The organism is Xanthomonas sp. JL1, assembly GCF_038405005.1.
Genome location: NZ_JBBYGR010000009.1, coordinates 23505 through 44761 on the forward strand (window position 1 = coordinate 23505; position 21257 = coordinate 44761).

18 protein-coding genes, 5 other RNA genes and 4 pseudogenes are annotated in these 21257 nt (G+C 64.5%); 12 read left to right on the forward strand and 15 right to left on the reverse strand.

Annotated features, from left to right (window positions below; all coding sequences use genetic code 11):
• Positions 1–20: 20 nt before the first annotated feature.
• The 3 genes from WJW29_RS02035 to msuE all read right to left on the reverse strand — a co-directional run bounded on the left by WJW29_RS02035 (position 21) and on the right by msuE (position 2796).
• Positions 21–1049, reverse strand: a complete 1029-nt coding sequence (locus tag WJW29_RS02035; RefSeq protein ID WP_011260637.1) for a methionine synthase — start codon at positions 1047–1049, stop codon at positions 21–23.
• Between the two features lie 27 nt (positions 1050–1076).
• On the reverse strand, positions 1077–2060 hold the full coding sequence (locus WJW29_RS02040; protein ID WP_011409672.1) for a DUF1852 domain-containing protein: 984 nt from the start codon (positions 2058–2060) through the stop codon (positions 1077–1079).
• A gap of 142 nt (positions 2061–2202) precedes the next feature.
• The gene (gene msuE, locus WJW29_RS02045; RefSeq protein WP_011409673.1) at positions 2203–2796 is read right to left on the reverse strand and encodes an FMN reductase; all 594 of its coding nucleotides are present in this window, start codon (positions 2794–2796) and stop codon (positions 2203–2205) included.
• Between the two features lie 190 nt (positions 2797–2986).
• On the opposite strand from msuE, the gene WJW29_RS02050 reads away from it, so the two are divergent.
• Together WJW29_RS02050 and WJW29_RS02055 are read left to right on the forward strand one after the other, a co-directional pair.
• On the forward strand, positions 2987–3901 hold the full coding sequence (locus tag WJW29_RS02050; RefSeq protein WP_011409674.1) for a LysR family transcriptional regulator: 915 nt from the start codon (positions 2987–2989) through the stop codon (positions 3899–3901).
• On the forward strand, positions 3901–4566 hold the full coding sequence (locus tag WJW29_RS02055) for an epoxyqueuosine reductase QueH (protein ID WP_011260641.1): 666 nt from the start codon (positions 3901–3903) through the stop codon (positions 4564–4566). The genes WJW29_RS02050 and WJW29_RS02055 overlap by 1 nt, the downstream gene beginning before the upstream one ends.
• A gap of 4 nt (positions 4567–4570) precedes the next feature.
• Here WJW29_RS02055 and WJW29_RS02060 read toward each other — a convergent pair.
• Positions 4571–4647, reverse strand: a non-coding RNA gene (locus tag WJW29_RS02060) — sX9 sRNA.
• 188 nt (positions 4648–4835) lie between these two features.
• Between WJW29_RS02060 and WJW29_RS02065 the strand changes: the two genes are divergently transcribed.
• The 3 genes and pseudogenes from WJW29_RS02065 (at position 4836) to WJW29_RS02075 (ending at position 7117) form a co-directional block, all read left to right on the forward strand.
• Entirely contained in the window at positions 4836–5720 is an 885-nt protein-coding gene (locus WJW29_RS02065) for a methylenetetrahydrofolate reductase (protein ID WP_011409675.1), read from the forward strand.
• Between the two features lie 25 nt (positions 5721–5745).
• Positions 5746–6377: pseudogene (locus WJW29_RS02070) on the forward strand (ATP-binding protein); the annotation flags it as partial.
• A gap of 32 nt (positions 6378–6409) precedes the next feature.
• Positions 6410–7117, forward strand: a complete 708-nt coding sequence (locus WJW29_RS02075; protein ID WP_011409677.1) for a response regulator — start codon at positions 6410–6412, stop codon at positions 7115–7117.
• Between the two features lie 78 nt (positions 7118–7195).
• Here the strand turns inward: WJW29_RS02075 and purU are convergent, their stop codons facing one another.
• The 3 genes from purU to WJW29_RS02090 form a co-directional block, all read right to left on the reverse strand.
• Positions 7196–8047 carry a formyltetrahydrofolate deformylase gene (gene purU, locus WJW29_RS02080; RefSeq protein WP_011409678.1) on the reverse strand — a complete coding sequence of 284 codons (852 nt, stop codon included), beginning with the start codon at positions 8045–8047 and terminating at the stop codon, positions 7196–7198.
• A gap of 179 nt (positions 8048–8226) precedes the next feature.
• Complete coding sequence (locus WJW29_RS02085) at positions 8227–8658, reverse strand: XVIPCD domain-containing protein (RefSeq protein WP_042465793.1); 432 nt, start codon at positions 8656–8658, stop codon at positions 8227–8229.
• Positions 8659–8853: 195 nt separating this feature from the next.
• Positions 8854–8927: non-coding RNA, sX9 sRNA (locus WJW29_RS02090), on the reverse strand.
• Between WJW29_RS02090 and WJW29_RS02095 the strand changes: the two genes are divergently transcribed.
• A non-coding RNA gene (locus WJW29_RS02095) (sX9 sRNA) lies at positions 8911–8986 on the forward strand. The genes WJW29_RS02090 and WJW29_RS02095 overlap by 17 nt on opposite strands.
• Before the next feature lie 23 nt (positions 8987–9009).
• Here WJW29_RS02095 and WJW29_RS02100 read toward each other — a convergent pair.
• The 3 genes from WJW29_RS02100 to WJW29_RS02110 are packed head-to-tail and all read right to left on the reverse strand — an operon-like array spanning position 9010 to position 11984.
• On the reverse strand, positions 9010–9888 hold the full coding sequence (locus WJW29_RS02100) for an NAD(P)-dependent oxidoreductase (protein WP_011260646.1): 879 nt from the start codon (positions 9886–9888) through the stop codon (positions 9010–9012).
• A gap of 37 nt (positions 9889–9925) precedes the next feature.
• Entirely contained in the window at positions 9926–11044 is a 1119-nt protein-coding gene (locus WJW29_RS02105) for an NADH:flavin oxidoreductase/NADH oxidase (RefSeq protein WP_011260647.1), read from the reverse strand.
• 58 nt (positions 11045–11102) lie between these two features.
• The gene (locus WJW29_RS02110) at positions 11103–11984 is read right to left on the reverse strand and encodes an NAD-dependent protein deacetylase (RefSeq protein ID WP_011260648.1); all 882 of its coding nucleotides are present in this window, start codon (positions 11982–11984) and stop codon (positions 11103–11105) included.
• A 455-nt stretch (positions 11985–12439) separates the two neighbouring features.
• Between WJW29_RS02110 and WJW29_RS02115 the strand changes: the two are divergent.
• Positions 12440–12813 (forward strand): annotated as a pseudogene (locus tag WJW29_RS02115) (MerR family transcriptional regulator); the annotation flags it as partial.
• A gap of 64 nt (positions 12814–12877) precedes the next feature.
• On the opposite strand, the gene WJW29_RS02120 reads toward WJW29_RS02115, so the two are convergent.
• Positions 12878–14164 carry an MFS transporter gene (locus tag WJW29_RS02120; RefSeq protein WP_041182322.1) on the reverse strand — a complete coding sequence of 429 codons (1287 nt, stop codon included), beginning with the start codon at positions 14162–14164 and terminating at the stop codon, positions 12878–12880.
• 96 nt (positions 14165–14260) lie between these two features.
• Here WJW29_RS02120 and WJW29_RS02125 point away from each other — a divergent pair, with 96 nt between their 5' ends.
• The 3 genes and pseudogenes from WJW29_RS02125 (at position 14261) to WJW29_RS02135 (ending at position 16023) form a co-directional block, all read left to right on the forward strand.
• Complete coding sequence (locus tag WJW29_RS02125; RefSeq protein WP_011260651.1) at positions 14261–15148, forward strand: LysR family transcriptional regulator; 888 nt, start codon at positions 14261–14263, stop codon at positions 15146–15148.
• Between the two features lie 479 nt (positions 15149–15627).
• Positions 15628–15881, forward strand: a pseudogene (locus WJW29_RS02130) (hypothetical protein); the annotation flags it as partial.
• A gap of 66 nt (positions 15882–15947) precedes the next feature.
• Positions 15948–16023: non-coding RNA, sX9 sRNA (locus tag WJW29_RS02135), on the forward strand.
• On the opposite strand, the gene WJW29_RS02140 is transcribed toward WJW29_RS02135, so the two are convergent.
• Positions 16018–16830 (reverse strand): TatD family hydrolase, encoded by an 813-nt coding sequence (locus tag WJW29_RS02140; RefSeq protein ID WP_011409682.1) that lies wholly within the window; start codon positions 16828–16830, stop codon positions 16018–16020. The genes WJW29_RS02135 and WJW29_RS02140 overlap by 6 nt on opposite strands.
• Before the next feature lie 421 nt (positions 16831–17251).
• Here WJW29_RS02140 and gvpU point away from each other — a divergent pair, with 421 nt between their 5' ends.
• Positions 17252–17710 carry a gas vesicle accessory protein GvpU gene (gvpU, locus tag WJW29_RS02145; protein ID WP_012443823.1) on the forward strand — a complete coding sequence of 153 codons (459 nt, stop codon included), beginning with the start codon at positions 17252–17254 and terminating at the stop codon, positions 17708–17710.
• Between the two features lie 59 nt (positions 17711–17769).
• A non-coding RNA gene (locus WJW29_RS02150) (sX9 sRNA) lies at positions 17770–17848 on the forward strand.
• A gap of 40 nt (positions 17849–17888) precedes the next feature.
• On the opposite strand, the gene WJW29_RS02155 is transcribed toward WJW29_RS02150, so the two are convergent.
• From WJW29_RS02155 to WJW29_RS02165, 3 genes and pseudogenes are all read right to left on the reverse strand, one after another.
• Positions 17889–20396, reverse strand: coding sequence for a prolyl oligopeptidase family serine peptidase (locus WJW29_RS02155; protein ID WP_011260655.1), 2508 nt, complete (start codon positions 20394–20396; stop codon positions 17889–17891).
• A 111-nt stretch (positions 20397–20507) separates the two neighbouring features.
• Positions 20508–20828 (reverse strand): annotated as a pseudogene (locus tag WJW29_RS02160) (alpha/beta fold hydrolase); the annotation flags it as partial.
• A gap of 70 nt (positions 20829–20898) precedes the next feature.
• Positions 20899–21257, reverse strand: a 359-nt coding sequence (locus tag WJW29_RS02165; protein ID WP_146770154.1) for a transposase, incomplete at its 5' end; no start/stop codon positions are given.

Below are 21257 nucleotides of genomic sequence, written 5' to 3' on the forward strand. Positions count from 1 at the left end.
GCAACGCTGCGTCAGCTGCTCTAAGCCGACAGCTCTCCACGCACGATCTGCGCACCTGCACTGAGCGCATGGAGCTTGCCGCGCGCGACATGCCGGGCAAGCGGTGCCATGCCGCAGTTGGTGGCGGGATAAAGCTTGTCGGCATCGACGAAGCGCAGTGCTTTCCGCAGTGTCTCTGCCACTTCCTGCGGCGTTTCGATTGTGGTGCTTGCCACGTCGATAGCGCCGACCATCACCTTCTTGCCGCGTACCAGTTCGATCAAATCGATCGGTACGTGCGAGTTGTGGCATTCCAGCGAGATGATGTCGAGCGAGGACGTCTGCAGCTTGGGAAACGACTCTTCGTACTGGCGCCACTCCGATCCCAGGGTCTGCTTCCAGTCGGTATTGGCCTTGATGCCGTAGCCATAGCAGATGTGGACGGCGGTCTCGCAGGTGAGTCCTTCCACTGCGCGCTCCAGGGTGGCGACCCCCCAGTCGTTGACCTCGTCGAAGAAGACATTGAAGGCGGGCTCGTCGAACTGGATGATGTCCACGCCGGCGGCTTCCAGTTCCCTGGCTTCCTGATTCAGGATCTTGGCAAATTCCCATGCCAGTTTTTCGCGGCTTTTGTAGTGCGCATCGTAGAGCGTGTCGATCATCGTCATCGGGCCCGGCAGTGCCCACTTGATCGGCTGACGGGTTTGCTGACGCAGAAATTTGGCATCGTCCACGAAGACGGACCGCGGGCGGCTCACCGCGCCAACCACCGTCGGCACGCTGGCGTCGTAACGATCGCGAATCCTGACCGTCTCGCGCTTGTCGAAATCGACGCCGCTGAGGTGCTCGATGAAGGTGGTGACGAAATGTTGGCGGGTCTGTTCGCCGTCGCTCACGATGTCGATGCCGGCGTGCTGCTGTTCCTGCAGCGCCAGCAGCAACGCGTCCTGTTTGCCTTCGCTCAATTCGGTGTCCTGCAATTTCCAGGGCGACCAGAGCGTTTCGGGCTGGGCAAGCCAGGACGGCTTGGGCAGGCTACCGGCGGTGGAGGTGGGGAGCAGCTTTGTCATGATGGGGATGTCTTGCGTTCTGGTTGATTAGGAAGCGTGGCTGGACGCCCACTGCGCAAGAAGGTTGCCGTAGGGCCGGATGAAATGCTCTTCGGTGAATTTGCCCTGCGTCACCGCGAGCTGGCTGCGCTCTTCGCGGTCGTAGACGATCTGGGTGGACGAATAATCCTGATGCTTCAGGCTCGGCTGATAGATCGCCCCTGCTGCGGAATTGGCGTTGTAGATTTCTGGCCGGTAAATCTTCTGGAACGTCTCCATCGTGGCGATGGTGCCGATCAGCTCCAGATTGGTGTAGTCGCCGAGCAGGTCGCCGAAGAAGTAAAACGCCAAGGGCGCAACGCTGTTGGGCGGCATGAAATAGCGCACTTGCAGGCCCATCTTTTCGAAATACTGATCGGTCAACGAAAACGCGTCCTGCCGGTATTCGATGCCCAGGATGGGATGCCGGTTTCCGGTGCGGTGGTAGGTCCGGCTGGTGGAGACGCTGATGCAGATGACCGGCGGCTTCTGGAAGCGCGCGGTGTAGGCGGCCGAGTGCACGAAATGCTTGAACAGCTTGCCGTGCAGGTCGCCAAAATCATCCGGGATGTTGAAGCCCGACGCGTCTTGGTTGTGCGCTGGCAGCAGCACGCTGAAATCGTAGTCGCGCACATAGGAAGAAAAGTTATTGCCGGCAATGCCCTCGATGCGCGCACCGGTGTGTTGATCGACGATGGTGGGCTTCAATATCTCGATCAACGGAAAGGCATCGTCCGGCGCGCGCTCACCGATGTTCATTTCGACCGAGATGATGTCCAGCTCCAGCGCATAACGGTCGCGCTTGGCGTTATCCCAATGCGCCAGATCGTTGAAGCGGTTGTTGATCATCGCTAGCGTGTTACGCAAATTGTCCTGACGCCGCTGGCCCCTGGCCAGGTTGGCGAAGTTCGTCGTGTTGCGCGTCGTGGCCGAGGGGCGGTAATCCTCATCGAAGCGCAGGCTCTTGATGGTGAAGTTCAAGTCTTGAGTCATTGCGAGCTGATGCCTGGTGTCTAGGATGGGAATGCGCGTCTGTCGCTGCGCAGGTGGTAATGCCGGCGGCATGCAGACCGGGCAGTTGGATCGGTGCCCGCTCGCCGACGGATCTGCCGGCCTGGCCACCGCGAGCTGGCCCTCAGGCTGCGGCCACGTTCTGTGCGGTGATGGAACGTGCATGCCGCGTCAGTTCGATCAGCGGCAATGCCCGCTGCACTGCCAGACTGGCCCGCTCGGCCAGCGCCTGGCTGTGCACGCGGTAGTCCAGGAAGTCCCGGTCGGTCGCGTAGACGCCCAGCGGCAAGGTGCGTGCCTGGAAAAAACTGAAAAGCGGCCGAAGCTGGTGATCGATCATCAAGGCATGGCGGTCGCTGCCACCGGTTGCGGCGAGCAGCACGGGCGTGTCGACCAAGGCATCCTGATCGATGAAATCGAAGAAATGCTTGAACAGCCCGGTGAAGGAACCGCGGTAGACCGGTGTCGCCACCACCAGCACGTCGGCCTGCTCCACCAGGGCAAGCGCCTGCTCCACGGAGCCGGGCAGGTGTGAGCGCCAGGGCGCGCCAGCGAACTGCGGTGCCAAGGCCCCAATTTCGACCAAATGGCGTTCGCACGGCAGCTGCTCGGCGATCAACGCCAGCAGATGCTCTGCCAGGGCGACAGACTTGGAAGGGCGTTGCATCCCGCCGGAGACTGCAACGACGCGAAGTGGGTGTGGCACTTTGACAGTCATGCGGATCAACCTGAGCAGTTGGGAAGTCGTGCAGTACGCTGGTAACGTTTAGGCCCGAATCGATCGGTCATGTCTGGGTCCGAGTCCGGTCGTCACGGCAGCGCCTGAACAATGTGTCCTGATGCTAGGGCCCACATTCGATGAAGTAAAATGGTGTTATTTCAACAATCCATGAATTCGGATCATTTGAGTGCTTGAGCGTATCCACCTCACCATCGTCCAGCAGGTCGAGCAACAAGGCTCGCTGACCGCCGCCGCAGGCGTGCTGAATCTGACCCAGTCGGCGCTGAGCCACAGCATGAAAAAGCTGGAACAGCAGCTGGGCACCGACATCTGGTTGCGCGAGGGACGCAGCCTGCGCCTGACCCAGGCCGGCCAGTATTTGCTGGCAGTGGCGAGCCGGGTGCTGCCGCAACTGGATCTGGCCGAAGAGCGGCTGGGGCAGTTTGCGCAGGGCGAGCGCGGTGCGCTGCGCATCGGGATGGAGTGTCATCCCTGCTACCAGTGGCTGCTCAAGTTGGTGGCGCCGTACCTGGCCACGTGGCCGGACGTGGATGTGGATGTGAAGCAGAAATTTCAGTTCGGTGGCATTGGCGCGCTGTTCGGCTACGAGATCGATCTGCTGGTCACGCCCGACCCGCTGTTCAAGCCAGGGCTCACATTCGAGCCGGTGTTCGACTACGAGCAGGTGCTGGTCGTGGCCAAGAGCCACGCGCTGGCATCGGCGACCTACGTCAAGCCGCAGCAGCTGACCCGCGAGGTGCTCATCAGCTATCCGGTGGATCTCGAACGTCTGGATATCTACAGCCAGTTCCTGTTGCCGGCCGGCGTCACGCCGCGGCGCCACAAGGCCATCGAAACCACCGATATCATGATGCAGATGGTCGCCAGTGGCCGCGGTGTGGCGGCCATGCCGCGCTGGCTGGTGGAGGAATATGCCGCCCGGATGGACGTGGCGCCGGTGCGGCTGGGCGCGCGCGGCATCCCCAAGCAGATCTATCTGGGCGCACGCGCGACGGACATCGCGATCGATTACCTGCGCGCCTTTATCGAACTGGCGCGCGCGCCAGCCAGTGCCAGCGCCTACACACAAGGACCCAACTGATGAACGCCACTACCGAGCGCACGCCACTTCCACTGCCTGACGGCCATACCAAGGTATTGCTGCACTCGTGCTGCGCGCCGTGCTCTGGCGAGGTCATGGAGGCCATGCTCGCCTCCGGCATCGACTACACCATCTTTTTCTACAACCCCAACATTCATCCGCGCAAGGAATACGAGTTGCGCAAGGACGAAAACGTGCGTTTTGCCGAACAGTTCGGCGTGCCCTTCATCGATGCCGACTACGATCGGGACAACTGGTTCGAGCGGGCGCGCGGGATGGAGAACGAACCTGAGCGCGGCGTGCGTTGCACGATGTGCTTCGACATGCGCTTTGAACGTACCGCGCTGTATGCCCACGAACATGGCTTTCCGGTGATCACCAGTTCGCTGGGCATCTCGCGCTGGAAAAACATGCAGCAAATCAACGACTGCGGTGTCCGCGCAGCGGCCAAGTATCCCGGCCTGATCTACTGGGAGTACAACTGGCGCAAGGGCGGTGGTGCCTCGCGCATGATCGAGATCAGCAAGCGCGAAAACTTCTATCAGCAGGAATACTGCGGCTGCGTGTACTCCCTGCGCGATACCAATCGCCACCGTGTGGACAGCGGTCGCAAGCGCATTCAACTCGGCGTGCAGTTCTATGGCAATGACGCGCAGGACGACTGAGAGCGGCTAACAAAACGTAGCGAGCAGTCGTCAGGTGGGCGCGGACGGCGTGCTCAGAACCGCAGTGTCCGCGTGGTACATGCCGATTCCGAGCATCGGCCGCGGCCGCCTGGCGGTGAGCACAGTCGTTTTGTCAGCTGCTCTAAGCCTTCCGTCAGCTAGCGGCGACCATAGCTGGATTTCAGCTTCCCTTCCCGTTTGATCATCGCGCCGCGCCGATGCCACCCCATCATCATGAAAAGACCGCAAGACCCGTGATTTCCATCGACATGCCCAGCCACACTCGTGCCATCACCGATGCTTATTCGCTGGAGGTCAGCGTCAAGGACATCGGTGCGCTGACCAAAGCGGCGCCGCGGCTCCTGCCTGGCTCCAGCATGTTCATTCCCTACCTGCCAGGCCAACACGACGCTGCGCGGCTGGCCGCAGCACAACTGGTGCGCAGCCTCGGCTTCGAACCCATGCCACATCTTTCCGCGCGTCGTATCGGCGCGCCTGAGGAACTGCAGGCATTCGTCGCGCGCCTGGTCGATGAGGCTGGCGTCACACGCTGCTTCGTGATCGCAGGAGATCCGTCCACTCCGAAGGGACCGTTTGCCGACAGCTTGTCGCTGATCGAGACGGGCGTGTTTGAACGCTCAGGCATTCGTACCATCGGCGTAGCGGGCCACCCGGAGGGACATCCGATCATGCGCACGGCAGAGCAATGGGACGTCCTGGAACGCAAGTGCCGCCGCATCCAAGAGCGCGGTATGGCGCCCCTGATCGTGACGCAGTTCGGGTTCGACGCGGACATGGTGGTGACATGGGTGGAAGCGCTGCGCGCGCGTGGCATCCCCCATCCGGTGCGTGTGGGCGTGCCTGGGCCTGCCAGTGTCGCCGTACTCGCACGCTATGCGGCAAGCTGCGGTGTCGGCGCCTGCGCGTCGGTGCTATCGAACTATGGCATCTCGATTGGCAAGTTATTCGGCAACGCAGGGCCGGATCGCTTTGTTGATCGCCTCGCCAGCCGCCTGACGGACGCGCATGGAGATATCCGCCTGCACGTCTTTCCGTTCGGCGGTATCGGCCAGTCTGTGGCGTGGATGGCGCAGTATCGCTCGCGTGCTTCGTCGCAAGATCGCATGAGTTCCGTGCACGCGGATCAGGCCTGACAGCAAACCTGTCCGTGTGCCAACGCTGGAGCACAACGAACGCGCACTGGGCGCGTTTATGGCAGACATCTCGCACGCGCTGCGCACACCGCTGGCGGTGCTGCGCGCCGAACTGGAAGCGCTGCAGGACAGCGTCGGGCCGATGACACCTAACTCACTGGGGTCGCTGCACCAGCAGGTCGGCCAACTGATCGAAGACCTGTACGACGTGTCGCTGACCGACGTCGGCGCACACCGGTCGATCTGGCGGTGATCCTGCGCACCATGCTGGACGGCATGCGTGCGCGCTTTGTCAGCGCGCAGCTGCAGGTGCAGGCGCAGATCGAGGCCGGCCCGCTGCAGGTGGATGGCGATGAACGCCGCCTGCAGCAGCTGCTCGGCAACCTGCTGGAAAACACGCTGCGCTACACCGACGCCGGCGGCACCGAACAGCTGCGCTGCGTCCGCCGCGGCGCGCTGCTGGAATGGGTGGTCGAAGACAGCGCGCCAGGCGTGGAGGCGGACAAGCACGCGCGCCTGTTGGAACGCTTCCACCGCACCGAGGCCTCGCGCAATCGCGCCAGCGGCGGCAGCGGTCTGGGCCTGGCGATCTGCCGCAACATCGCCGAGGCGCATGGCGGTGCGATCAACGCGCAGGCCTGCGCACTGGGCGGTTGACGCATGGTGCTGCGCCTGCCGGCGCTGACGGCATGAGCAGCCTGCCCCCGATCGGGCACGTGCTGATCGTCGAGGACGAACCGCGCCTGGCCGCGGTGGTGGGCGCGTACCTGCACGCGGGCGGCCATTCGCACGACTGGATCGCCGATGGCGCGCAGGCGCTGGGCGCGTTCCGCGCGAAGAAGCCGGATCTGGTGCTGCTGGACCTGATGCTGCCCAACCGCGACGGTCTGGAAATCTGCCGCGACCTGCGCAAGGAAAGCGCGGTGCCGGTCATCATGGTCACCGCGCGTGTGGAAGAGATCGACCGCCTGCGGGGTGTGGAGATCGGCGCCGACGATTACATCTGCAAGCCATTCAGCCCGCGCGAAGTGGCGGCGCGCGTCCAGGCGGTGTTGCCCCGCCATCGCCACGATCCCTACGGCGCACCGGCACCGGGCCTGCATATCGACGAGGACGCCTGTCGCGCCAGCGTGGACGGCCGCGCCCTGGACCTGACCCAGGTTGCGTTCCGCCTGCTGCGCACCCTCGCCGCCGCCCCGGGGCGTGTGTGCTCGCGCGAGCACCGGATGGGCCGGCTCTCCGCCGACCACCGCAGCGTCACCGACCGCACTGTCGACAGCCACGTCAAGAACCTGCGCCGCAAGCTCGCCGACGGCGAGGACTGGGTCCGCTCGGTGTCTGGCGCGGGGTATCGCGTTGAGCCGTCATTCGGGATTCGGGATTGGAGATTCGTATGAGCCGCAGCCCCACGACTGCAACGGTAGTCGGTCAAGCCGCTTGTACCAATCCCGGACCCCGAATGCCCAATCCCCGCCTCAACGAAACACCACCGTGCGATGTCCGTTGAGCACGATGCGATGTTCGACGTGGCAGCGCACCGCACGCGCCAGCACCTGCGATTCGGTGTCGCTGCCCACGCGGACCAGGTCGCGCGGGGTCATGGCGTGGTCCACACGGGCGACGTCTTGCTCGATGATCGGGCCTTCGTCCAGATCTTCGGTGACGTAATGCGCGGTGGCGCCAATGATCTTGACCCCGCGTGCGTGCGCCTGGTGATACGGCTGCGCGCCCTTGAAACTGGGCAGGAAGCTGTGATGAATATTGATCGCGCGCCCGGCCAGTGCACGGCACACGTGCGGCGACAGGATCTGCATGTAACGCGCCAGCACCACCAGATCGGTCTGCAGCTCGTCGACCAACGTGAGCAACTGCGCTTCCTGTGCGGCGCGCGTGGCGGCGCTCACCGGTAGATGGTGGAAGGCGATGCCGTACGACGCCGCCAACGCGGCGAAGTCGGTGTGGTTGGAGACCACCGCGGCAATCTCCACCGGCAGCTGGCGGCTGTGCATGCGGAACAGCAGATCGTTGAGGCAATGCCCCTGCTTGCTCACCAACACCAGCAGGCGCGCGCGACGACGGGCGTCGTGCAGTTGCCAGTCCATCTGGAATTCATCGGCCAGCGCCGCGAAGCGCTGTTGGAGGGCGGCAATGTCGGTCTTTGCCGGCTTGTGGAAATGCACGCGCAGAAAGAACCGGCCGCTTTCGTCGTCGCCAAATTGCTGTGCGTCGAGAATGTTGCAGGCCAGATCGAACAGCAGCCCGGTCACGCGATAGACGATACCGGTGCGGTCGGGACATGACAGGGTGAGGATGTAGTCGGAGCGCATCGGCGCAATGATAGCCAATGCGTGACATCACCGACGCAGTGCTTGCATCGGTAACTTTTTGGCGCGAACGGACACCAACGCCTGGTATGCAACGCGACAGCGTTCGACCTGAGTTTCGTTGCCGCCTGACTTCCGTGCTGCACGAGGTACTCTTCGCTCAGACGTGGTGCCGTAGTCGATCACGCAGCGCAACCGCATGCGCGATTCCGTACACCTACGCAGCGCGGCGGCAAACGCAGCATCAGCCGCCGGTTGATCTCATCCAGCTGCGCAAGCGACGCATCCACCGATGTCTCCATGGCTTCCTGCGTGGTGATGTGCGCACGCAGATGCGCAGGGTCGGACAGCTCGCCACGCACCAAAAACACATGCTCGCCGACTTCACCCAGCTGGCGGCTGAGCACCACATGATCCACCTGATCGACGCCATGCTGCGTGGCCAGCGGCAGCTCACGCGCAGCCATGCGCTCGCTCGCCTCGTCGAAGGGCTTGCCCAACTCGGCATCCAGCACGCTCACCGCTTCGCGGATCTGTGCGAACAGAGAATGGTCCGGGTGCTCGGGATGGTCCGGGCCTACCGGACCTTGGGCGATGGCCGGAGCGTCGGTCATCGTGAACCACCGGCGCAAGCCAGTGCGCGCGGTGCGTGCGGTCGGACCGAGCGTGATATGCAGGTGTCGCATCGCATCCTCCCTGGAGCGGCGGCTGTCGTGAACCGGCATTTTAGAAAGTCTGCTGCATGTTCAGGTGAGCAAGCGGTGGGCCGCCGTGCTTTGAAGCGAAGTGCCTTGCGCAGGGCTGAGGGCGACCAACACAACGTAGCGAGCAGCTGTCAGATGGGCGCGGACGGTGCTCGGTGCGACATGTCCCGCTCGTACATTGCGATTTCTCCGCGCCGTCCACACGGACCTGACGACTGCTGGCTACGTTGTGTTAGCCGCTGTAAATCCGCTGTGCGGTGATCAGGCCACCTGCCCTGCCCGCCGCGCCGAGACTTCCGCCAGTACCGCCCAGTCTGCATGGCCGTCGCCATGCGCGATGGCCTCGTCCAGGCCGGCGCGCAACACTTCGCCCAACGGCATCGGTACCTGTTTGTCGGCGCCGGCCTGGATGGCCAGGTCCACATCCTTGCGACCGAGCGTGGCAGTGAAGCCTGCCGGCAAGTACGCGCGTTGCATGATCAGGCGGCCATAGCCCTGGTAGGCGGGCGCTGCGAACAAGGTGCTGGTCAGCATGCCCAGAAACTGCGTGGTATCCACGCCGTGACCACGTGCCAGTGCGCTGGCTTCGGCCATGGCACCGATGGCGCTGGCCAGGCAGACGTTGGCGGCCAGCTTCGCCGCATTGGCCTGCTCCGGTGCGCGACCGATATGCCAGGTCTTTTGCCCCAATGCATCGAACATCGGCTGCACGCGTGCCACTGCGACGTCATCGCCGCCGGCCAGAATATTGAGCTTGCCGGCCTCGGCCACATCCACGCGCCCAAGCACCGGCGCGGCCACATAGGCCACACCGCGCTCGGCATGCAGCGCGGTCAACGCATGCGCCAGCGCCACCGAAATGGTGGCCATGTTGACGTGCACGCTGCCCGCCGGCAGCGCGTCCAGCACGCCGCGCTCCAACAGGGTCTGGCGCACTGCGTCGTCGTCGGCCAGCATCGAAAACAACAACGGGCCGTGCGCCGCGCCGCACGGTTGCTCCACCACCGTGGCGCCAGCGTCGCGTAGCGGCTGGGCGCGTTCGGGCGAACGGTTCCAAACGCTCAGTTCGAACCCGCCACGCAGCAGGTTGTGCGCCATCGGCAGGCCCATCGTGCCCAAGCCCAGAAATCCTATCGGCATGCGTTGTCCTTGTTCGGTATGACGTCGGGGGTACGGATCAGTTGGCGAACACGCCGCGCGCGTCGCGCGGTTCGCAGCGCAGGTATTGCGGTGCCGGCGTGACCGACGCGCCCAGTGCCGCGGCGGCATGCCACGGCCAGCGTGGGTCGTACAGGATGCCACGCGCCAGCGCGATCGCATCGGCCTGGCCTTCCTGCACAATCGCTTCGGCCTGCGCTGGCTCGGTGATCAAGCCTACGCCGATCACCGGCCTGCTCACCTGCGCGCGAATCTCCTGCGCGAACGGAATCTGATAGCCCGCCTGCAGCGGAATCTGCTGGCGTGGATCGAGCCCGCCGCTGGAGACATGGATGTAGTGCGCACCGCGTGCATCCAGCGCCTGCGACAAGGCGATGCTCTGCTGCACATCCCACCCGCCTTCGACCCAGTCGGTGGCCGAGATGCGCACGCCAATGGCGATTTTTTCGGAGACTGCCGCACGCACCGCATCGAAGATGCGCAGCGTCAACCGCATGCGATTTTCCAGCGACCCGCCATACGCATCGCTGCGCTGGTTGCTCAAGGGCGACAGGAATTGATGCATCAAATAGCCATGCGCGGCATGCAATTCGATCAACTCCAGGCCCAGGCGCTCGGCACGTTGTGCCGATGCGACGAAGGCGTCAACCACAGCATCGATCCCCGCCTGATCCAGCGCCTGTGGCGCCGGCTGCCCTGCGCGAAACGGCATCGCCGATGCGGACACGGTCTGCCAGCCATGCGCATGATCGGGTGCGATGGCCTCGCTGCCTTTCCACGGCAGATCGGTCGACGCCTTGCGGCCGGCATGCGCCAGCTGGATGCCAATCGGCATCGGCGACCAGCGTCGTACCGATTGCAGTACCTCGGCCAGGGCCTGCTCGGTCGCATCGTCGTACAAACCAAGATCGGCGTAACTGATGCGCCCTTCCGGCACCACCGCAGCCGCTTCGAGAATCAGCAATCCGGCGCCGGATTGCGACAACGTGCCCAGGTGGATGCGATGCCAATCGGTGGCGCAGCCGTCCTGTGCCGAGTACTGGCACATCGGCGCAATGACAATCCGGTTGGCGAGCGCGAGCGGACCGAAGGTGATGGGAGAGAACAACTGGCTCAAAGCGGCATCCACAGCTGACATGGGTGCCTATTGCACTGCGCTGCGCGCGCCGGCACAACCGCTGCGATGGATCGCTGCGTCATGCAGAACGCGCACTGGCGTCATTGACGCGACGTGCACGCAGCAGGTCCGTCGACCCGTGCAGGAACGCCAGCGCCTGCGCGCACGACTGCTCCACCTTCAACGTCAGCAGTTCGTCCGCACGCGTGTGCCCGACGTTGAGCGCGGCAATCGGCAAGCCATTGCGCGCGGCGGTCTGCACGAACCGGAAGCCGGAATACACCATCAGCGACGACCCCACCACCAGCACCGCATCGGCCGCCTGCAGGTGCGCGAATGCGCGCTCCACCCGCTCGCGCGGCACGTTCTCGCCGAAAAACACCACGTCCGGCTTGAGCACGCCACCGCACACCGGGCACGGCGGCACCACGAAATGCTCGAAGGCCACATCGTCCAGATCGGCATCGCCATCGGGCGCTTGCGCGGCCTCACGCGCTGCCCAGCCCGGATTGGCCTGCTCGAGCAACAGTTGAAATTCGGTACGTGGCATGCGGCGTTCGCAGCCCATGCAGCGCACCACATCCAGCCGCCCATGCAGATCGATCACCGCCTGGCTGCCGGCGGCCTGATGCAGGCGATCCACGTTCTGGGTGAGCAGCACTTCCAACTGGCCGCGCGCTTCCAGCGCAGCGAGCGCGTGATGGGTGGCGTTGGGTTGCGCCAGGCCGAACCGCGGCCAACCGACCAGGCTGCGCGCCCAATAGCGCTGCCGCGTGGACAGCTCGCCCATAAAGGCCTGAAACGTCACCGGCTGCGGACGCTTCCAGCCGCCTTGCAGATCCCGATAATCGGGAATGCCCGAATCGGTGCTGCAACCGGCACCGGTGAGCACGAACAGGCGCTGATGGCGCTCGATGAAGTCCTGCAGCGCGTGGTCGTCGTGGGCGGGGACAGCAGTCATCTGGCAATTCCGGAAACGATGGGAGCACTGTGCACCGGCAGCGCGTCGTTCGCCCGCTACGACGCAACGTCGGCGGCCGGATCGGCGCGCGCGCAATAGCACAGCATCACACCGCCGTCGGCGGAGTGACGATGCGCACGTGACGCGCAACGCATCGCACTGGATGCAAGCCTGGAGACGGTACAGCATCACACCAGGGCCGCGCAGCTGATCGCAATCCGCCCGGGCTGCCGGCCGGGGAGTTGCCGACAGCGTTCAATGTGCGGCGCGTCTCTGCTCGACAAACTGCAGCAGATCCTCACAGCAGCAGGCAAACCAGCAGATAGCGCACCGGCAGCATGCGGATGGCAGAAGAACGGACCGACATCCGGTGAGCTCCAGACCAGAAGCGCCGCCATCCTCCGGCCTCACACCAGGGTGAGGGTCAAGCCTTGCGTGCAACGTATGCTTGCCGCATGGCCGCGTCTTCCAAACCCTTGCTGAGGATTGGCGCGCTGACGCTGCAGACCGGCGCCGGCGTGCGTGCGATTCGTCACTACGATGCGCATGGATGGCTGACGTCCTCGCGCAGCGCCAATGGCTATCGGGTCTTCCCTGCAGCGTGCGTTGCACAGGTGCGGGGCAGATTCAGCGGCTGATCGCCACCGGCTTCAGTCTGGACGACAGTCGCGGTTTCCCCGATTGCATGCGCCTGGTGGAAGGCGCGCAGATGTGCCCGGAAACCGCACACACGCATCGCGCGCGCCTGCAATTGATCGAGCGTCAGCTGGCCGACCTGGAGCGGCGGCGTGCGCGTCTGTTGGCAACCTTGGCACAAGGTGCGGCGGCTGCCACGTCTTATGCATCGCAAACCACCCGCAAGCGGGCACGCCAGAAGCGTCGGTCGATCTGCCTCACTCGCCCCGCACAGGATGTGGCGCAAAGCGCCCGTAGGGACGCGCGTCGTCGGCGCGTTGGCGCAGGATGTAGGCCGCCGCAAAAGCGATCGCCAACAGCGTCAGCCACATACCGACCAACGCGCCCCAGCCACCGTGCTGCCAGAACCAGCCGCCGAGCGCGCCGATCGTGCTGGCGCCGGCGTAGTAGGCCAGCAGATACAGCGACGCGGCATGGCTGCGATGCGCGCCACCGAGCCGGCTGACCCACGCGCTGGCCGCCGAATGCGCGATGAAAAACCCGATCGTCAGCAGCACGATGCCAGCCACCACCACCGCCAACACACGCGCCAGGGTCAGCGTCACGCCGAGCACGCACAACACGATGCCGGCGGTGACCACCGGCCCGCGCCCGAACCGGTCCGACGCTGCACCGGCCACCGACGAGCTGACGATACCGAACACATAGGCGCTGAAGATCATGCCGATCTGGCTCTGGCTCAAGCCGAATTCCGGCCCACCCAGGCGGAAGCCGGCGTAGTTGTACAGGCACACGAATACACCCATCAACAGGAACGGCAGCGCGAACAGAAACGGCAGATTGCGGTCGCGCAGATGCCCGGCCCAGGCGCTCAGATGGAAGCGCAGGTTGATGCCGTGCCGGCGCACGAAGTTGCGCGACGGCGGCAGCAACCAGAAGAACGCCAGCGCACACAGCAGATCGAACCCGCTCAACACCGCCAATGCGGTGCGCCAATCGGTGTGGTCGGTCAGCACGCTCATCACGATGCGCCCGCTCATGCCGCCGAAGGCATTCCCGGCCACGTACAGGCCGGTGGCCGCACCCATCTTGTTGGCCGGCAATTCTTCCCCCAGGTACACCATCGCCACCGCCGGCACCCCGCCCAGCGCGATGCCGGACAAGGTGCGTATCACGACCAAGGCGCCCCAGTGCGGCAGGAATGCCGCGATCAGGTTGAGCACCGCCGCGATGGCGATGGACGCGAACATCAGCCCACGCCGACCGAGGTTTTCCGACACTGCGCCAGCGCAAAAGATCGCCAGGGCCAGTGCACCGGTGGCCAGCGACAACGGCAGCGAGGCGGTCGCTGCGTCCACCTGGAAGGCGCGCGCGAATTCGGGCAGCACCGGCTGCACGCTGTACAGCAGCGAGAAGGTGGCAAAGCCGGCCAGGAACAGTGCCAGGCGGATGCGCAGCGCTGCGAGTGCGTCGGCGCCGGCGCCGGCGACGGTACTGGGGGATGGGTGGAGCAGCGGACCCGGACGGCGATCGGAGGAAGGCACAAGCGCGCACTTGAGACGTAGGATGGCGAGTATTCGCCCGCCGCCACCCCCTGTCCAATATATGATTCCGGCAGTTGTCATATCTGGAAAAGATGGATGGAACTGCGCCACCTGCGTTACTTCCTGGCGGTCGCCGAAGAAGGCAACTTCACCCGTGCTGCCGCGCGGGTGGGCATCGGCCAGCCGCCGCTGAGCCAGCAGATCCAGACGCTGGAACGCGAGCTGGGCACGCCGTTGTTTCGGCGCACCCACAGCGGGGCCGAGCTCACCCTGGCCGGCGAGGCATTCCTGGGTGAAGTGCGCCGCGTGCTCGCCGATGTGGAACGCGCTGCCGAAACCGCACGCCGGGTGGCGCGTGGCGAATCCGGGCGGTTGCGCCTGGGCTTCACCGCCTCGGCCGCCTTCAGCCCGGTGGTGCCGCGGTTGATTCGCGATTTCCGCCGCACGTGGCCGCAAGTCGAATTGCTGCTGGACGAGACCAATACCGCCAGCCTGCTGGTGGGGTTGGCCGAAGGCAGGCTGGATGCGGCGTTCGTGCGCTACGGTCTGAGCACGCCAGCGGATCTGCAGTTGCTGCGCTTTACCGACGAGCCGATGAAGATCGCCGTCCCCGCCGCGCACCCCCTGGCCACGCGCAACAGCGCCCCGTTGGCGGCACTGGCCGGCGAGCCTTTCATCCTGTTTCCGCGCAGCTTCGGCTCCAGCCTGTACGACGAAATCCTGGCCGCCTGCCGCGAATCCGGCGTGACCCTGCGCATCACCCAGGAAGCGCCGCAGATGTCGTCGATCATCAATCTGGTGGCCGCCGAACTGGGCGTCTCGGTGGTGCCTGCCTCCACTGCACAGCTGCAGCGCCCCGGCGTGCGCTATCTGGATATCGAAGGCCATATGCCGCTGGCGCGCCTGGCCCTGGCCGTCGCGCCGGCTGCATTGGAGACCACACCATTGGTGCGGCATTTATGGGCGTTGGCGGAGTTGATCTGAGCGTGCTTGGCGGTAGCGGACGAACGCTCAGTGGCGCTTGCTTCCGCTTCGCGCAATGGCGTCATCGCAGCGGTTTGGCACATGGCTGGGTCATTTCGTGCATGCGCATGCTGCTGCACCGGGCAAGGTCAGCGAATCGAGGTCAGTGCAACGCTGCCAAGCGGATGTCGTAACCTGGGATCGGCGTCGGTCACGTGACTGCTTGGGCTACCGGAACGACTGTGCAGGCATCAGGTGGGTGCGGCCGGTACTCGAAATCGGCATCACACGCGTAGAGTGCGGCTCCTGGTCGCCGGGTGCGTCCACCTCACGACCGCTCGCTACGGTTGTCTAGCCGCTCTTACGCGCATGCTGCGGTTCTCTGCGCTGTTCGCCTAGCCTGATGATGGCGCGCTATTTTCAAAAATACGTGCAACATCGGCTTGACCTCAACCGCGATTGAGGTCGTTCAATGCCGGCTTTCCACCAATTTTATTGCCATGCATCTCCGTCATCTGCTGCTGCCCTGCCTAGACCCTGGCCTGACGCTACGTTTCTACCGCGATGTGTTGGCGTTGCCCGTGCATGGCAACGCCGTCCGCATCGGCTGGTCCACGCTGGAATGCGTGCAGGCGCAGCGTCCGGTGGGCAGCGTGCTCTGGCCTTCAACGTGGCACCGTCGCGCTTGCAGGCGGCTGCGCAGTGGATCGGCGCACGCGCCACCCTGCTGAGCGATGCACAAGGCCGCCAACACGTCTGGAACGGCTGGCACGACGATGACACCCACTGCCAGTCGGACGTGGCCGGTGCTCGGTGCGGCATGTAGCACGCGAGCGCTGCAATCCCTGCGTGCCGGCCGCACCCACCTGACGACTGCTCGCTACATTTTGTCAGCTGCCCTTCGCGCCGGCAGGCTCCGGCAAGCGGAAGAAGGCACGTGCCGCTGCCGTGCTGTTGGCAGCGGTCACGGCCACATCTTCGCCACGATCGCGTGCCAGTTCTTCCACGATATGCGACAGGAACATCGGCTCGTTGCGGCGGTCCTTGGGCATCGGCTTGAGCGTGCGCGGCAGCAGGTACGGCGCATCGGTCTCGATCATCAAGCGGTTGGCCGGAATGTTGCGCACCAGCTCGCGCAGATGCGCGCCGCGGCGTTCGTCGCAGAGCCAGCCGGTGATGCCGATGTAGTAATCGCGGTCCAGATACGCAAACAGTTCCTCGCGCGTGCCGGTGAAGCAATGCACCACCGCGGCACCCAGGCGGCCTTCGAAGCTGCGCATGATGGCGAGGAAATCTTCATGCGCGTCGCGCTGGTGCAGGAACAGCGGCTTGCCGTTATCGGCAGCCAACTGCAGCTGGCGTTCGAACGCCTTGTGCTGCGCCGGGCGCGGCGCGAAATCGCGGAAGTAATCCAGCCCGCACTCACCCACGGCCACCACCTGCGAATGCGCCTGCAGCGTCCGCATTTCCGCTTCGCATTCGGCGGTGCATTCCACCGCATGGTGCGGGTGCACACCGGCGGTGGCGTACAGGAATCCGGGGTGTTGCTGCGCCAGTTGCAAGGCCAGTGGCGAATGCTCGCGGCTAGCGCCGGTGATCACCAGCTGCCCCACGCCGGCATCGCGTGCGCGCTGCAGCACCGCATCGCGATCACGGTCGAACGAGTCGTGGGTGAGGTTGGCGCCGATATCGATCAATTGCATGTTGCGTGTGTCGTGTGGGAGTGAGCCGGGTAAGTGTAACGAGCGTGGCGGTTTGCATGCCTGCTTGGGTCGGGTGGCTCGGGTGGCTCGCGCCGTCCCCTCACCCCACCCCCGCTCCGCGGCGCAGGCGCTCCAGGGCACGCGCGCCAGTGCCGCGCAAGCCGTGCCGCCTCGCTCCGTAGTGAGAGGGGCTACCATTTCCTTCTCCCGCCGGGAAAAGGTGGCGCATAGCGCCGCACCATGGCCCGCGCATCAGATGAAAGCGTCCATATGTCGCAAGACGGCCGTACATGAGGACACTTAGCGAACCCAACCGCGGCAACTTCGGCGATCGGTGTGCGATGCTTAGGCACGCCAATGGCGATCCATCCACATGTGCGTTGCGTCTAACGCGTCGTCGAATCTACTCAGGGAGTGCAACATGACAGACCAAGATCAAAATCAACCGTCGCTGGAAGACGTCAAGCTGGCGTTCGATGGGCAGAGCGTGGATTGGTATCTGCAGAAGTTGGTCGGCATTGCCAACACGTCGAACGTGCAGTTTGGCGTCACGCTATTTCTCGAAGGCATCGTCATTTCCGGCCAGTTGGTCAGCGGCAAGCGGTATTTCGAAGCATTCGCGCAGGAGTTCTCTGCTGCCTATCCCGGCCCGGCCGATGAAAAAGAAGAGATCCGTCGCGCGTTCGCCAGCCACGCCAGCATCTACGACTTCGAAGACGATGCGCAGCAGGGCAGCACGCCGCCGCAGTTCATCCACCTGATCGAATCGCGTTGCTTCTCGCCCGGCGGCCAGCCACTGCCCAGCAACCGCGGTGTGCTGTGGCGCGGCAAGGTAAATGCGGTGTCTGGCTTCACCCTTGGGTCGCTGTCGGCAGACTAAGAGCAGCTGAAAAATGACTGCGCAGCCGTCAGGCGGGCGCGGCCGGTGCTCGGAACGGCATGTACCATATGCGTACACTGCGGTTCTGAGCGCGCCGTCCACGCCCACCTGACGAGCGCTCGCGACGTTTTGTTAGCCGCTTTAGCCCGGCAAGTGCCGCCTTGGTGTGCGTTGCGCGTCATCTCACATCGTTGGCGTGCTGCGCGTCGCGCGGCGGTGCGTTTTTGACGTAACGGTCGAACCATTCCAGCATTTCGGCCACCAGGTCTTCATTGGATTCGCGTGCGCTGTACCAGTGCGGTTCGAAGGGCAAGAGCACCAGGCGTGCGGTGCCACCGTTGCCCCGAATGGCCTGAAACAAGCGCGGTGCCTGGGTGGTTTCGGTACCGGGGTTTGCATCGTCCATGCCATGCACGATCAACAACGGTTCGTTGATTTTATCGGCGTGGAAGAATGCCGACGCTTGCGCATAGACGTCCGGCGCTTTCCAGAACGACCGACGTTCGCTCTGGAATCCGAATGGCGTCAAGGTCTTGTTGTAGCTGCCGCTGGTGGCGGCACCGGCGCGAAACAGATCTGTATGCGCCAACAGATTGGCCGTCATCAACGCGCCGTGGCTATGGCCGGTGACGCCGATGCGCTGACGGTCGACCACGCCCAACTCCACGGCCTTGTCCACCGCGGCGGTGGCGTCATCGACCAGTTGCTGCAGGTAGGTGTCGTAGGCGGTCTTGGGGTCGCCCACGATAGGGAAAGCGGCATCGTCGATAATGGCGTAGCCGGCCAATAGCAGCAGCTGGTAGTAATTGAGACGAGTGAAATCGCGCTCGCTGGCGCCGCTGACCTGGCCAGCTTTGGAGGGATCGGCATAGTCGAGCGGGTAGGCGTACAGGATGGCCGGCACGCGCGTGCCTTCCTTGTAGCCGGGCGGTGTGTACAGGGTGAACGACAAGTCCACGCCGTCCTTGCGCTTGTAGCTCACCAAACGCTTCTTGATCTGCCTCACCAGCGGGGTCGGGTCCGCGAAATGCGTCACCGGCGTGGCAGTGGACGCAAAGGCGGCTTCGCCCGCAGCCGGCGCCGGTAGCGGTTCGCCCAAGGTCCGCACATACACGTTAGGCGGGTCGGTCAGCGACTGATGCCAGGTCAGCAGGCGCGACGTCTCGTCGCCTGCAAATCCGAAGAACACCTCGTCCACATGCGCGTCGCTGCGAAACAGCCGCTGGCTCTTGCCGGTGGCAAGCGTGTAGCGATCCAGAAACGGCCGGTCGCCCGCGGGCGAGGCGCCTTGCCCACTCAGGAACAACGCACCTTGCGCCTCGCGCAGCACGGCTTGGCCGTTGGCGAGCACGCGCATTTCGGGCAAGCCGGGATCGGCATACAGATCGTCGGTGGACAGGTCGAACAACACGCGCTCGCCAGCGCCGGGGCGGTCGGCATCCACGAGCGTGGTGCGCCGCCAATGGCGATTCTCGTCGTACTCGTCCAGCAAGGCTTGCCCGCCTTCTGCAAACCACGACAGGCCTGCATACCGCTGCTGCACGCGCGCAAGCGCGCGCGGTTTGGCGGTGAACGGTGCCGCCAGCGTCATCAACGTATCGCGAGCGGGCACGCTGGTTTTCCAGTCGCCGCCGTCCAGCGCCTCGGCCCAGACCAGCGTGGCTGGTTGATTGGCACGCCAGGCGTAGGCGCGTGGACCGGTTGGCACGCCCTGCACCGGCACCCGGTCCGCGACCGGCAGATTGGCAAGCACACGCTCGTTGCCAGTTTCCAGGTCCAACACCGCCACATCGTGGGCAAACCGCGCATAGGTGGTGACGTAGGAATACGGCGGCTTCAACCGTTCTACCAGCACGTGGCGACCATCGGGCGCGCCATCGACGTTGCTGTAGACCGCAGGCGTCCCGAGCTTGCGCTGACTGCCGGTTGCCGCATCTACCGTGAGCAGTTGCGCGGTGGCGTAATAGGTGAACAACGCCTCGTCCTGCGGACTGGACAGCGTATCGCGGGCCTCATAGGTGCTGCTTTCGCCCTTGCCCTGGATGGTTTCCTTGACCTCCGGGCCTGGCGGCACCGCCGCCTTGCGCGGTGCGGGACCCAGATCCTGCGGCACGGTCTTCAACAGCAGGGTGCTGCTGCCGCCCAGCCATTGGATCTCGCCGCCAAGCACAGGATTGAGCTGCACACCGTCGATCTTGCGTACCTGCCCGGTCGCAACGTCTCCCACCCAGAGTTCGACATGGTCGGCCGCCGTATTGTTGAAGGCGAACCGGCGCCCATCCGGCGACCACACCGGCAATGCCGGACAGGCGCCGGCCGGCAAGCTCACGGCCGTCTGCTTGCCGCTGGCGATATCCACCAGGCTGAAGCCCTCCAGGCAGGAACGAATGCCGTATCCGTTGGACATGTCGTGGCGACTATGCGTGCGCGGCTCCACGCGCACGCCGGCCAGCTTGAGATAGGGCTCGGCCACCCGTGCGATCGGCGGATACTGGGTGCGCTGCACCAGCAACAAGGTCCTGCCGGTAGGATCCGGCCGCGGCGATGGATTGAGCGGCGCGCGCATCACGCTCAGCAGCGGCTCTGGCGGCTGCCGGTAACCGCCCTCCGGCGTCCCTGCAAACGCAGGCAACGGCATCAGGATGACGAGCACGAACAACGCTGTCCATCGGTGCGAGGCGATCATCGGCATATCTCGGCGGTTATCCCAGTAGGTTAGCATGCCCGATTGCCCTGCAATCTGCGCCTGCACGCATCCCTGCCGCTGCATCCGCATTGCGGATACAAACTGACCGCGTTATCCCGCTGCTCTGAGCGTACGCGAGAGAACATCACTGATGTAGTCGGCAATCTGCACCGCATGCGTCTCCAGTGCAAAGTGCCCTGTGTCCAGCAGGTGCACTTCGGCCTTTGGCAGATCCCTGCGGTAGGCCTGCGCGCCAGCCGGGATAAAGGCTGGGTCGTGCTGGCCCCACACGGCCAGCAACGGCGGCTGATAAGTCCGAAAATACGCTTGAAATGCGGGGTACGCTGCCACATTGCTGCGGCAATCCAGAATCAGGTCGAGCTGGATCTCTTCGGCACCCGGGCGCGCCATGTACGCGATATCCAACGTGTATCAACGGAACGCGACACTAGGTGGCGCATCGCTCGGCCAGAAGCACCGCCGCGCTCAATTCACCACCTGATTAGCACGCACTTTCAGCGGTGAACATGGTGACATCACGCAGGGCCCGCTCGGACCACGGCTTGCTGGCGGCTGCGGCGGGCAGCAAGCTGGGCACCAGCCGGGTCAGATCGAAACGGCGGTTGAACCGCCACATCGTCTCTGCCAGGGAGCGCTGGGCGTATTTGGCGAATTTGAAGGCGTGATAGGCACCGTCCAGCGAACGCTTTAGGTTGGACAACACCACGTTGACCCAGCGTGCGTTCTCTGCCTCGCAGCGACTTCGACCGCTGCCTTCGATCACCGTGTGCGCGTGCTCGGCTTCCAGTGCTCGAAACGCACCGAGTCCATCACTGTAGACATCTGCTCCAGGATGCAGGC